This window comes from Pseudomonas sp. NFIX49 (assembly GCF_900115915.1).
Lineage (GTDB): Bacteria > Pseudomonadota > Gammaproteobacteria > Pseudomonadales > Pseudomonadaceae > Aquipseudomonas > Aquipseudomonas pharyngis.
On sequence record NZ_FOYE01000003.1, the window covers coordinates 72,506 to 85,904 of the forward strand.

At 60.4% G+C, this 13,399-nt stretch carries 10 protein-coding genes and 1 pseudogene; 8 read left to right on the forward strand and 3 right to left on the reverse strand.

The features are described from left to right. Window positions 1–68: 68 nt before the first annotated feature. Window positions 69–827, reverse strand: a complete 759-nt coding sequence (locus BMZ46_RS08510; protein WP_007956935.1) for a methyltransferase domain-containing protein — start codon at window positions 825–827, stop codon at window positions 69–71. 65 nt (window positions 828–892) lie between these two features. Here BMZ46_RS08510 and gloB point away from each other — a divergent pair, with 65 nt between their 5' ends. From gloB to fabI, 8 genes are all read left to right on the forward strand, one after another. Beyond that, window positions 893–1,660, forward strand: a complete 768-nt coding sequence (gloB, locus tag BMZ46_RS08515; protein WP_039770970.1) for a hydroxyacylglutathione hydrolase — start codon at window positions 893–895, stop codon at window positions 1,658–1,660. Between the two features lie 99 nt (window positions 1,661–1,759). Then, window positions 1,760–3,235, forward strand: a complete 1,476-nt coding sequence (locus tag BMZ46_RS08520) for a transglycosylase SLT domain-containing protein (RefSeq protein WP_064595503.1) — start codon at window positions 1,760–1,762, stop codon at window positions 3,233–3,235. Between the two features lie 175 nt (window positions 3,236–3,410). Further along, on the forward strand, window positions 3,411–5,243 hold the full coding sequence (locus BMZ46_RS08525; protein ID WP_074687858.1) for an extracellular solute-binding protein: 1,833 nt from the start codon (window positions 3,411–3,413) through the stop codon (window positions 5,241–5,243). Continuing rightward, complete coding sequence (locus BMZ46_RS08530) at window positions 5,240–7,081, forward strand: extracellular solute-binding protein (protein WP_074687857.1); 1,842 nt, start codon at window positions 5,240–5,242, stop codon at window positions 7,079–7,081. Before BMZ46_RS08525 ends, BMZ46_RS08530 begins: the two co-directional genes overlap by 4 nt. Window positions 7,082–7,085: 4 nt before the next feature. Continuing rightward, window positions 7,086–8,159, forward strand: coding sequence for a microcin C ABC transporter permease YejB (locus BMZ46_RS08535; RefSeq protein WP_039770815.1), 1,074 nt, complete (start codon window positions 7,086–7,088; stop codon window positions 8,157–8,159). Between the two features lies 1 nt (window position 8,160). After that, complete coding sequence (locus tag BMZ46_RS08540) at window positions 8,161–9,180, forward strand: ABC transporter permease (RefSeq protein ID WP_007956945.1); 1,020 nt, start codon at window positions 8,161–8,163, stop codon at window positions 9,178–9,180. A gap of 1 nt (window position 9,181) precedes the next feature. Next, window positions 9,182–10,792 (forward strand): ABC transporter ATP-binding protein, encoded by a 1,611-nt coding sequence (locus tag BMZ46_RS08545; RefSeq protein ID WP_039770818.1) that lies wholly within the window; start codon window positions 9,182–9,184, stop codon window positions 10,790–10,792. Between the two features lie 19 nt (window positions 10,793–10,811). Then, a complete protein-coding gene (gene fabI / locus BMZ46_RS08550) occupies window positions 10,812–11,606 on the forward strand; it encodes an enoyl-ACP reductase FabI (protein WP_003202751.1) in 795 nt (264 codons plus the stop codon). 63 nt (window positions 11,607–11,669) lie between these two features. Here the strand turns inward: fabI and BMZ46_RS08555 are convergent, their stop codons facing one another. Further along, window positions 11,670–12,881, reverse strand: a complete 1,212-nt coding sequence (locus tag BMZ46_RS08555; RefSeq protein WP_085648920.1) for a hypothetical protein — start codon at window positions 12,879–12,881, stop codon at window positions 11,670–11,672. A gap of 193 nt (window positions 12,882–13,074) precedes the next feature. Further along, window positions 13,075–13,269 (reverse strand): annotated as a pseudogene (locus BMZ46_RS08560) (LysR family transcriptional regulator); the annotation flags it as partial. Between the last annotated feature and the right edge of the window lie 130 nt (window positions 13,270–13,399).

The window sequence follows — 13,399 nt, forward strand, 5'->3', positions numbered from 1 at the left end:
TGGCCTCGCCGATCACGGATCGACGATGGCCAAGGCCGGGATATACCCGGCCATAAATAAAAGAAGGTTTACGGTTCGATGCGTCGGCGGTTGACCTTGGCCATCGGCAGCGGAATCAGCTTGCCCATCGGCTCGCGGCGTTCCTGACGCACCGGACGCAGGCCGACCACGATCTTGCGCGCGACCAGCAAATAGAAGCCGCCGCCCGACAGTTGCCAATCGCCGGCCTTGCGTTCCCAGCCGGCCAGACGGGCCTGCCACTTGGGTGACGCGAGCGGCGGACGATAGCACCCGAAGCGGCGTTTCTCCAGCGCGAAGCCCAGCAGGTTGAGCCAGTCCGCCACCCTTGACGGCGAGATGCAGCGCGCCTGGCGCAACGCATCATGAGCGAACACATGGCGCAGCCCCCAGGTGCTCCAGGGGTTGATGCCGACAATCAGCAGATGCCCGCCGGGGCGCACGCTGCTGGCCGCTTCGCGCAGAAGGCCATGGGGCGACAGACAGAAATCCAGGCCGTGCTGCAACACCACCACATCGGCGGCGTGCTCGCTCAACGGCCAGGCCTGTTCTTCGCAGACGATTTCCACGCCCGGCAAGGGCGCGCCCAGCCGCACGTTGCGCTGCACCTGCGGCGCCGACGGCGGCGTTTCGGCGGACGGGCCGTAATGCACCAGATAGCCGCCGAAGAACCGGCCCAGCTCGTCTTCGAGCATGCGCCGTTCTTCGTCCAGCAGAAATTGCCCGAGGGGGCCGGACAGCCATTCACGGGCTGCACCGATCAGCGCGAGCCAGTCAGGATCGGCCTGAGCGAACGCTTTATCGATCATTGCATTCTCCAACACGCCAGGAACCTCTAAGATGCGCCAATGTTACCCGCTTGGCGAATTCGACGATGATACAGATCAGTGCCCTGCCCGCCTTCACCGACAACTACATCTGGTTGTTACAGGATCATGCCACCCAGCGTTGCGCAGTGGTCGATCCGGGGGATGCCGCCCCCGTGCAGGCGTGGCTCGACGCGCATCCGGGCTGGGTGCTCGGCGACATCCTCATCACTCACCATCACCACGACCATGTCGGCGGCGTCGAGACGCTGAAAAAGGCCACCGGGGCCACGGTCTACGGACCGGCCAGCGAAAGCATTCCGGGGCGCGACGTGGCCCTCAAGGACAACGACACGGTGCGCGTGCTCGGCTGGGACTTCGACGTCCATGCCGTTCCCGGCCACACCCTGGGACACATCGCCTACTACCATCATGGCCTGCTGTTCTGTGGCGATACCCTGTTCGCTGCCGGCTGCGGCCGTTTGTTCGAAGGCACGCCGCAACAGATGCATCAGTCGTTAAGCCGTCTGGCGGCGCTGCCGGAAGACACCCTGGTCTACTGCACCCACGAATACACCCTGAGCAACCTGAAATTCGCCGCCGCCGTGGAGCCGGGCAACCGGGACATCGCCGCCCGTCTGGAAAAAGTCAGCCAGCAACGTGCGAATGGCGTGATGACACTGCCCTCGACCCTTGCGCTGGAAAAGCTCACAAACCCGTTTTTGCGCACCGGTGAAATATTGGTTACACAAAAAGTGGACGAACGGAACGGCCCTCAAAACCGGGCGCCGAGTGAGGTTTTTGCGGCTCTGCGGGCATGGAAAGATACGTTCTGAGTGGCTCCCTGCCTGGTACAAAAATTCTGAATGGTTGACCGCAGGGGGTGCGCTTTCTAGAATCGCCCGACATTTTTGCCCGGAACTTACTTCCAGCCAATGTCGTCATCCATACGTAAGTCCGTCAATTCAGATGCATTGACCCGCCTGGCGCAAGCCATCGCGGTGGCTGTGTCCGCCACACTGGCGGGCTGTTCCAGCCATGCTCCGCAGACTGAAGCGACACATACGCCGAACATTGCTGCGCGAGCCAAGCAGAAGCCCATCTGGTTGTCGGAAAAGCCCAGCCCGCAGGTGCCTCAGGACATCTGGGAGCGCATGCGCGGGGGTTTCCAGCTGCAGGAAGGTCTGGGCGTGAACCCGCGCATCGAGCAACAGCGCCTGTGGTTCGCCAGTAACCCTTCCTTCCTCGAGAACGCCGGCGAACGCGGCAGCCTCTACATTCATTACATCGTCGAGCGCCTCGAAGAACGCAACATGCCGCTGGAACTGGCGCTGCTGCCGGTCATCGAAAGCGCCTACAACCCGATGGCCTATTCCCGGGCCGACGCGGTGGGCCTCTGGCAGTTCATCCCGTCCACCGGGCGCTACTTCAACCTGCGTCAGACCCGTTTCTACGATGGCCGTCGCGACATTACTGCCTCGACCACGGCAGCGATGGACTACCTGACCCGCCTGCACGACATGTTCAACGGTGACTGGTTGCTGGCACTGGCCGCGTACAACGCCGGCGAAGGCACGGTCAGCCGCGCCATCGAGCGCAACGAAAAGCTCGGCCTGCCGACCGACTACTGGAACCTGCCGCTGCCGGCGGAAACCCAGGCCTACGTACCGAAACTGCTGGCGCTCTCGCAAGTGGTCCTGACGCCTGAAGCCTATGGCGTGAACCTCAACCCGATCGCCAACGAACCGTATTTCCAGGTCGTCGAAATCAACCAGCGCATGGACCTGTCCAAGGTCGCAGCGGTGGCAAACATCGATGAAGACGAGCTGTTCCAGCTCAACCCGGCGTTCAAGCAGCGCACCACCATCGACGGCCCGCAGCACCTGCTGGTGCCGACCTCGAAGGCGCAGCTGCTGACCGCCAGCCTGCAGACCATGCGCCCTGACGAACTGATCAGCCCGCGCTCGCTTAAACCGGTGTTCGAAGGCGCCGATCCGAGCGAGATCGCCCAGGCCAAGCGTGCCTATCGGGTCAAGCGTGGCGACAACCTCGGTTCCATCGCCAAGGCCAACAAGGTCGAGGTCAAGGACCTGCAACGCTGGAACAAGCTGACCGGCAAGAACCTCAAGGTCGGCCAGACCCTGGTCATGCAGGACACCAGCAAGCGCACACCGGCGCGCAGCAGTGGCGGGCGCATCAACACCGTCATCGCCGCCAACAGCAAGACCAGCAGCAAGACCAGAGAAAAGGACGACGGTAAACAGACCCAGTACAAGGTTAAACGCGGCGACACACTGTACGTGGTCGCCAAGCGTTTCAACGTCGAGATGCAACATCTCAAGCGCTGGAATCCGGGCGCCGGCAAGGCGCTCAAACCTGGGCAGATGCTCACGGTCTACCAGCCGCACTGACCAGGAGCCCCTGAATTTCAGGGGCTTTTTTTCGCCTGTCATTTTTTGATATTTCCGTAGATCGACGCAGACAGCTCCCACAATTAACCGCGCATTAAGCCCCTGTCTTTTTCCTGTCCATACAAGCTGTTACTGTACGGCCCACAAAGCCCAAGCCGCCTGGATCGGATCTGACTTGAAGCGTCCCCTCCTCCTGCTCCTGATCAGCCTGGCCTTGAGCTCCCCCGTCAGCGCGACGATCACCGAAAGCCACGGTTATGCGCAGTTCGGCACGCTCAAGTACCCGGCCAGATTTACCCACTTCGACTGGGTCAACCCGCAAGCGCCCAAGGGCGGTACGTTGCGGGTGATGGCGTTTGGCACCTTCGATACGCTCAACCCCTACACGTTCAAGGGCACCAGCCCGGTCACCACGGCGAATTTCCTGCAATACGGCATCAACGAGCTGAACGAGCCGCTGATGGTCGGCACCGGGCAATACGCGCCGTCCGGGGACGAACCGGCCTCCAGTTACGGTTTGATCGCCCAGTCGGTGGAGTACAGCGAAGATCGCAGCTGGGTGGTGTTCAACCTGCGCCCGCAGGCGCGCTTCCACGACGGCACGCCGATCACCGCTTACGACGTGGCGTTCTCCTATCGCTTGCTGCTCAAGGAGGGTCACCCGCTGTACCGCACCGCCCTTCAGGAAGTGCTGCGCGTCGACATCCTCAACCCGCAGCGCATCCGGTTTGTGCTCAAGCGCAGCGGCAATCCGTTGCTGATCCTGCGCCTCGGTGAATTGCCGGTGCTGCCCCAGCATTACTGGAAGGGCCGCGACTTCAAGGCCACCACCTTCGAGCCCCCACTGGGCAGCGGGCCTTACCGCATCACCTCGGTCACGCCGGGGCGGCAGTTGATATTCGAGCGAGTCAAGGACTACTGGGGCAAGGACCTGCCAGTCAATCGCGGCAAATACAACTTCGATCGCATGGAAGTCGAGTTCTACCGCGACAGCGATGTGGCCTTCGAAGCGTTCAAGGCTGGCGAGTTCGACATCTATATCGAGCATCAGGCGAAGAACTGGGCCAATGGCTACAACTTCCCGGCCGTGCGCCGTGGCGACGTGATCAAGGCGCAGATCCCGCACCAGATCCCGACCCAGAGCCAGGGTCTGTTCATGAACACCCGGCGCGCGATCTTCGCTGACGTCAAGACCCGCGAAGCCCTCGGCCTGATGTTCGACTTCGAGTGGACCAACCGCGCCTTGTTCAGCGAGGCCTACAAGCGCACCACCAGCTACTACCCCAACAGCGAGTTCAGCGCCGTCGGCCTGCCGGTCGGCCATGAATGGCTGATGCTCAAACCGTACAAGGATCAACTGCCGGCGCGCCTGTTCACCGAACCGTTCACACTGCCGCAGACCGACGGGCGCGGCATCCCCCGGGAAACCATGCGTAAAGCCCTGGCGTTGCTGGCCGAGGCCGGCTGGAAGCTCAACGGCCAGCGCCTGCAGAACGCCGCCGGCCAGCCGCTGCGCTTCGAGCTAATGCTGGTCAATCCCAGCCTGGAGCGTCTCTATCAGCCGTACATCGAGAACCTCAACAGTATCGGCATCGAGGCGCGCCTGCGCACCGTCGATCGCGCGCAGTACAAACAGCGCCTCGATCAATTTGATTTCGACATGATCTCGATGACGCTAGGCCAGACCTTAAGCCCGGGCCTGGAACAATGGCAGTACTTCCACTCCAGCCAGGTAAACGTCAAGGGCAGCAAGAATTACGCGGGCATCGCCAATCCGGTGGTCGATCATCTGCTTGAACACTTGCTCGCCGCGCAAACCCGCGACGAACAAGTCGCCGCCGGCAAGGCGCTGGACCGCGTGCTGCTCTGGCAGCACTACAGCATTCCCAACTGGTACCTCAATTATCACCGTCTGGCGTACCGCAACCGGTTCGCCTTCGTCACTACGCCGCCCTACACCCTGGGCCTGAGCGCGTGGTGGCTGAAATCTTCGGAGAAAGATCGATGAAGCCTATCCGCGCCCTGCTCGTGCAGGCCAGCGGTCTGCTGTTCGCCGGGCTGGCCTGTGCCGCCCCGCAACACGCCGTGACCCTGTACAACGAGCCGCCGAAATACCCCGCCGACTTCAAACACTTCGATTACGTGAACCCCGACGCGCCCAAGGGCGGAATCTTCCGCCAGGCCGGCTTCGGCGGTTTCGACAGCCTCAATCCGTTCATCAGCAAAGGCGTGGCGGCGGACGATATCGGCCTGATCTACGACACCCTGGCCAAACAGGGCCTCGACGAGCCGTTCACCGAATACGGCCTGATCGCCAGCAAGATCGAAAAAGCCCCGGACAACAGCTGGGTACGCTTCTACCTGCGTCCCGAAGCGAAGTTTCACGACGGCCACCCGGTACGCGCCGATGACGTGGTGTTCAGTTTCCAGACGCTGACCAAGGAAGGCGCGCCGATGTATCGCGGTTACTACGCCGACGTTGAGGAGGTAATCGCCGAAGATCCGCTCAAGGTGCTGTTCAAGTTCAAGCACACCAACAACCGCGAACTGCCGCTGATCCTTGGTCAGTTGCCCGTGCTGCCGAAACACTGGTGGGCCGAGCGTGATTTCAACAAGGGCAACCTGGAAATCCCGTTGGGCAGCGGCCCGTACAAGGTCACCGAAGTGAAGGCCGGGCGTTCGGTGCGTTACGAGCGGGTAAAGGACTACTGGGGCAAGGACCTGCCGGTCAATCGCGGTTTCTACAACTTCGATGTGATGACCACCGACTATTACCGCGACAACACCGTCGCGCTGGAAGCGTTGAAGGCCGGGCAATTCGACTATTGGCTGGAAATGGCCGCGAAAAACTGGGCCAATGCCTACAACGTGCCGGCAGTGACCGAAGGGCGGCTGATCAAGGAGCAGATTGCCAACAGCAACCCGACCGGCATGCAGGGCTTCGTCTTCAATCTGCGCCGTCCGGTGTTTCAGGACGTGCGGGTACGCCAGGCCCTCGGCCTGCTGTTCGACTTCGAATGGACCAACAAGCAACTGTTCAACGGCGCTTATGCGCGCACCCGCAGCTACTTTGAAAACTCGGAAATGGCCGCCACCGGCCTGCCGGATGCAGAACAGGTGGCAATCCTCGACCCGTTCCGCAGCCAGCTGCCGGCGCAGGTGTTCAGCGAAGCCTTCGAGAATCCGAAAACCGACGCCAGCGGCATGATCCGCACGCAACAGCGCGAGGCGTATCAACTGCTGCAAGAGGCCGGCTGGAAAATCGTCGACGACAAAATGGTCGACGCCACTGGCAAACCGGTAGCCATCGAATTCCTGCTGGCGCAAACCGAATTCGAGCGCGTGCTGTTGCCGTTCAAGCGCAACCTCAGCGATCTGGGCATCGATCTGGTGATCCGCCGCGTCGACGTCTCGCAATACGTCAATCGCGTGCGTTCGCGGGATTTCGACATGATCGTCGGCAGCTTCCCGCAGTCCAACTCGCCGGGTAACGAACAGCGCGAGTTCTGGATGAGCGCCGCCGCCGACAAGTCCAGCAGCCGCAATTCGATGGGCCTCAAGGACCCGGTGGTCGATCATCTGGTGGAAAACCTGATCAACGCCGACTCGCGCAAAAGCCTGGTGGCCCACGCCCGCGCTCTGGACCGTGTGCTGCAATGGGGCTACTACGTGATCCCGAACTGGCACATCAAGACCTGGCGCGTGGCGTACTGGAACCACATCGGCCACCCGAAAGTCTCCCCCAAGTACGACATCGGCATTAACACCTGGTGGGTCAAACCCGATGCGAAACCTGCGGTAGAAGTCGAAACCCAACTGCAAGCCGACCCTGTGGGCACGGAGTAATCAGATGCTGGCGTACATTTTTCGGCGACTGCTGCTGATCATCCCGACCCTGTTCGGCATTCTGCTGATCAACTTCGTGATCATCCAGGCCGCGCCCGGCGGGCCGGTGGAGCAGATGATCGCCAAGCTCGAAGGTTTCGAAGGCGCCACCAGCCGCATCGCCGGCGGCGGTGCCGAAGTGTCGGTGGCCGGCTCCTCCTATCGTGGTGCGCAGGGCCTGGACCCGGCGCTGATCAAGGAAATCGAGAAGATGTACGGGTTCGACAAATCGGCCCCGGAACGTCTGTGGATCATGGTCAAGAACTACGCCCGGCTGGATTTCGGCGACAGCTTCTTCCGCGACGCCAAGGTCATCGACCTGATCAAGGAAAAGATGCCGGTGTCGATCTCCCTCGGGCTGTGGAGCACGCTGATCATGTACCTGGTGTCGATCCCGCTGGGGATTGCCAAGGCCACGCGGCACGGCAGCCATTTCGACGTCTGGACCAGTTCGGCGATCATCGTCGGCTATGCGATTCCGGCGTTCCTGTTTGCGATTTTGCTGATCGTGGTGTTTGCCGGCGGCAGTTATCTGGACTGGTTTCCTTTACGCGGACTGACCTCGAACAACTTCGACGAGCTGAGCCTGGGCGGCAAGATCCTCGATTACTTCTGGCACCTGGCGCTGCCCGTGACGGCGCTGGTGATCGGCAACTTCGCGACCATGACCCTGCTGACCAAAAACAGCTTCCTCGACGAGATCAACAAGCAGTACGTGGTCACCGCCAAGGCCAAGGGCCTGACGCGCCACCGCGTGCTCTATGGCCATGTGTTCCGCAATGCGATGCTGCTGGTGATCGCCGGTTTCCCCTCGGCGTTCATCGGCATCTTCTTCACAGGTTCCCTGCTGGTGGAAGTGATCTTCTCCCTCGACGGCCTCGGCCTGATGAGTTTCGAAGCGGCGATCAACCGCGACTACCCGGTGGTTTTCGGCACCCTGTTCATCTTCACCCTGCTGGGGCTGGTGGTGAAACTGATCGGCGACCTCACCTACACCCTGGTCGATCCGCGTATCGACTTTGCCAGCCGGGAGCATTGAGATGAACCTGTCCCCTCTCAACCGCCGGCGCTTCGAACTGTTCAAGGCCAACAAGCGTGGCTGGTGGTCGCTGTGGCTGTTCCTGATCCTGTTCGGCCTGAGCCTCGGTGCCGAGCTGATCGCCAACGACAAGCCGCTGGTGGTGCATTACGACAACAACTGGTATTTCCCGGCGATCAAGCGCTACCCGGAAACCACTTTCGGCGGCGAATTCCCCCTGGAAGCCAACTACAAGAGCCCGTACATCCGCGAACTGCTCAAGGCCAAGGACGCGTGGGTACTGTGGGCGCCGATTCCGTTCAGCTACCAGAGCATCAACTACGACCTGAAAGTCCCGGCCCCCGCGCCGCCGTCGGCGGACAACCTGCTGGGCACCGACGATCAGGGCCGCGATGTGCTGGCGCGAGTGATCTACGGTTTCCGGGTCTCGGTGCTGTTCGCCCTGACCCTGACCGTGCTCAGCTCGATCATCGGCGTGATCGCCGGCGCCTTGCAGGGTTTCTATGGCGGCTGGGTCGATCTGGCCGGCCAGCGCTTTCTGGAGATCTGGTCGGGGTTGCCGGTGCTGTACCTGCTGATCATCCTCGCCAGTTTCGTCCAGCCGAACTTCTGGTGGCTGCTGGGCATCATGCTGTTGTTCTCGTGGATGAGCCTGGTGGACGTGGTGCGTGCCGAGTTCCTGCGCGGGCGCAACCTCGAATACGTGCGTGCGGCCCGGGCGCTGGGCATGCAGAACGGCGCGATCATGTTCCGCCACATCCTGCCTAACGCGATGGTTTCGACCATGACCTTCATGCCCTTCATCCTGACCGGCGCCATCGGCACCCTCACCGCCCTGGACTTCCTCGGTTTCGGCTTGCCGGCCGGCAGCCCGTCGCTGGGTGAACTGGTGGCCCAGGGCAAATCCAACCTGCAGGCGCCGTGGCTGGGCATGAGCGCGTTTGCGGTGCTGGCGCTGATGTTGAGTTTGCTGGTGTTCATCGGCGAGTCCGCTCGCGATGCCTTCGACCCGAGGAAGTGACATGAATCAGGACAATCTGATCGAAATCCGCGACCTGGCCGTCGAATTCGGCATCGGTGATCGCGTGCAACGGGTGGTCGAAGGCGTGAGTTTCGACATCAAGCGCGGCGAAACCCTGGCGCTGGTGGGCGAGTCAGGCTCGGGCAAGTCGGTTACGGCGCATTCGATCCTGCGCCTGCTGCCCTACCCGCTGGCGCGGCATCCGGCCGGCAGCATCAATTATTCCGGGCAGAACCTGCTGGAGCTGAGTGAAAAGACCATTCGTCATATCCGTGGCAACCGGATCGCGATGATTTTTCAGGAGCCGATGACCTCGCTCAACCCGCTGCACTCGATCGAGAAGCAGATCAACGAGGTGCTGGGCATCCACAAGGGCCTGACCGGCAAGGTCGCGACCAAGCGTACGCTGGAGTTGCTGGAGATGGTCGGCATCCCCGAGCCGCACAAGCGCCTCAAGGCCCTGCCCCACGAATTGTCTGGCGGCCAGCGTCAGCGGGTGATGATCGCCATGGCCTTGGCCAACGAGCCGGAACTGCTGATTGCCGACGAACCGACCACTGCGCTGGACGTGACCGTTCAGCTGAAAATCCTCGACCTGCTCAAGGAATTGCAGGCCCGATTGGGCATGGCGCTGTTACTGATCAGTCACGATTTGAACCTCGTGCGAAGAATTGCGCATCGTGTATGTGTCATGCAGCGCGGTTGCATCGTCGAACAGGCATCGTGCGAAGAGCTGTTCCGTTCGCCGCAGCATCCGTACACTCGGGAACTGCTTGGCGCGGAGCCCAGCGGAGGCCCGGCGAGCAATAAAATCGGGGCGCCGCTGCTTGAGGTCGAGGATCTGAAAGTCTGGTTCCCGATCAAGAAAGGCCTGCTCAAGCGCACGGTGGATCACGTCAAGGCAGTGGACGGCATCAATTTCAGCCTGCCTCAGGGTCAGACCCTGGGGATCGTGGGGGAAAGCGGTTCCGGTAAATCCACCCTGGGTCTGGCGATCCTGCGATTGATCGGCAGCCAGGGCGGGATCCGTTTTGAGGGCAAGCAGCTAGACTGCCTGACGCAGAGCGAAGTCCGGCCGTTGCGCCGGGAGATGCAGGTGGTGTTTCAGGACCCGTTCGGCAGCCTGAGCCCGCGGATGTGCGTGAATGACATCGTTGGCGAAGGCCTGCGGATCCACAGGATGGGCACCGCCGCCGAGCAGGAAGCGGCGATTATTGCGGCATTGAAGGAGGTAGGTCTGGATCCGGAAACCCGGCACCGCTACCCCCACGAATTTTCCGGTGGGCAGCGGCAGCGGATTGCCATAGCCCGGGCCCTGGTGCTCAAACCGGCGCTGATCCTGCTGGACGAGCCGACCTCGGCCCTCGACCGGACGGTGCAGCGGCAAGTGGTGGAGCTGTTGCGTTCACTGCAAGCCAAGTACAACCTGACGTATTTGTTCATCAGCCATGACCTGGCTGTCGTCAAAGCGCTGAGCCACCAGCTGATGGTGGTCAAGCATGGCCAAGTGGTCGAACAGGGAGACGCGCAAAGTATCTTTGCCGCCCCCCAACATCCGTATACACAGCAGTTGCTGGAGGCCGCTTTCCTGGCACCAGCCACTGCGCAATAACCTGAAAGAGGAGCAACACATGGGTTTTCTCGCCGGTAAGCGCGTACTGATCGTCGGTGTCGCCAGCAAGCTGTCCATCGCATCCGGCATCGCTGCCGCCATGCATCGCGAGGGCGCTGAGCTTGCCTTCACTTATCAGAACGACAAACTGAAAGGTCGCGTAGAAGAGTTCGCACAGGGCTGGGGTTCGAGCCCTGAGCTGTGCTTCCCGTGCGACGTGGCCAGCGATGAAGAAATCGCCAAGGTCTTCGAAGAACTGAGCAAGAAGTGGGACGGCCTGGACTGCATCGTGCACTCCGTCGGCTTCGCCCCGGGCGACCAACTGGACGGCGACTTCACCGAAGCCACCACCCGTGAAGGCTTCCGCATCGCTCACGACATCAGCGCCTACAGCTTCGTGGCCCTGGCCAAAGCCGGTCGCGAAATGATGAAAGGCCGCAACGGCAGCCTGCTGACCCTGTCCTACCTGGGCGCCGAGCGCACCATGCCGAACTACAACGTGATGGGCATGGCCAAGGCTTCGCTGGAAGCCGGCGTGCGTTACCTGGCCGGCTCCCTGGGCCCGGACGGCACCCGCGTCAACTGCGTATCGGCCGGCCCGATCCGCACCCTGGCCGCTTCCGGCATCAAGAACTTCCGCAAGATGCTGGCCGCCAACGAAGCGCAAACCCCGCTGCGCCGCAACGTCACCATCGAAGAAGTCGGCAACGCCGGCGCCTTCCTGTGCTCCGACCTGGCGTCGGGCATCAGCGGTGAAATCATGTACGTGGACGGCGGCTTCAACACCACCGCCATGGGCAACATCGAAGAGTAATCTTCGGCTAGCCGCTAAAAAACCCGCCAGTGCTGGCGGGTTTTTTTTGCTCGCGGGGCCCCTTCATCCCACGAAACCCAACACCTGCGCCAGCGGTTTACCCGCAGGATCAATCTCGTCAGCAGCAGCGATGATTCTCCCTGTAATGCTCTGGACAATGCAGTCATTCATGCGCCACCCCTCCAACCTGGCAACGCCTCCAACCCCGAAGTTATCATCGAGTTTACCGTCTTCCAGAATACGCAGAAGGGTCAGCACAAGGTCGGAACGCACCCCCACAATGATGCTTCCATCTGGTTGAACGACCACGTTTTGAATAGTCACGAAGCGTCCATTAATGTCGGTCCACAGTACTTGGCCATTGTTGAAACGGGGATCGGGTGTTCCATCATTCTGCAAGCGTACAGTTGCGACGCTAATTCCTGCGGCAGAGCGTACGGATGCGGCAAAGGTTATTCCGTGACGCGATATGCCCACGTTGTTAAATAAACCGTATTCCTCAGAAATCTTGTACAGACCGCCTGTCGCAAACCCTTTGTCCAACTTTCCGCTTTCGTCATAACTAGCCAGAACACTTTTGGGTTCTGATTCATTGCCGGTGGAGTTATCGAGCGATCCACTGACTATAAACCCTCCCTGCAGCTTCGGCTTGATGCTCTCGATACTCGAGTAGCGTGCGTTGTCGAATATGATCTTAACTTCGCCATTTCCACCGAATGTATCGTCAAGATCGCCATTAGGGAGATAGCAGCGGATGGTTCCACTCCCCTCAACGGCAGCTCCTGTTCCATCATGCAGAATGTGGCTTTGACCCAACAGGACACGCCCATCGGAGAGGGCACAACCCTTTGCTTCGTCAGTTATCACACTTTGCCCAGGGTCAAGTGGAATGTCGGGAAAGATTTTCGTGCCAAAGACCAGATTCTGACTGCCGTGCTCATTGAACTTCGTGACTGCAGCTAACCGGTTTAAGCCATCGCCAGTGCTACCGATAGCAACGAAACCGCCATCGTCTTGAATGTCAAGTTGACGCGAAGCGGAATATTTTGGCCCAAATTGCCAAGGTGGATTCACGAATGAAGGGTCGATAGAACCATCGCCGTAGGCCCGAATCAGCTGCAATTTGCCTGCCGAATCATAAACATAAACAATACGTCCAGTTTTTGTCTCCACCACGGAGCCGCAGCTGCCTGGTCCGATATTAATGACTCCATCTTTGGCAAAAGTTGGATCCAGATCACCAGCATTGCGATGTGTTTTGGCCAGGGTTGACATGGAGTTTTTCTCTGATTGTCAATATTCTCCGCCCTGAGAAAAACAACCAGTCTTCCCGACTCCAGCAGAATGTCTTTTACAGCGCCCACGCTAGCGCCTGAAAACAGATAAAGACACTGTCAGGACTGACAGTTGACTTTCATCAGAAGGGCTTTTCGCTTTCGATCTGCAGACATTTGTTGAACATTATTCGCAGCGGCAAGTTGCGTATCGCTGGATGATCAATCGCCTGCCGCCCGGTGCGATCGAACAGACGCACGCCCAAGGCCTGCTCCAGATTGCGTATCTGCGCACTGACCGCCGATTGCGTCAGGCCGATATGCAAGCCCGCCGCGGCAAACGTGCCATGCCGCGCCACTGCCAGAAAGGTTTTCAATTCACGCAGCATGGCCGCCTCGATTGATCGAAATAATTTGTGCTCGGCGCAAAAACTATCGTCTTTCAATCGAAAAGCACGGCGCTAGACTCAGTTCATCCCAACCGTTGAAATACGCCTGCTGTGGGAGCGAGCTTGCTCG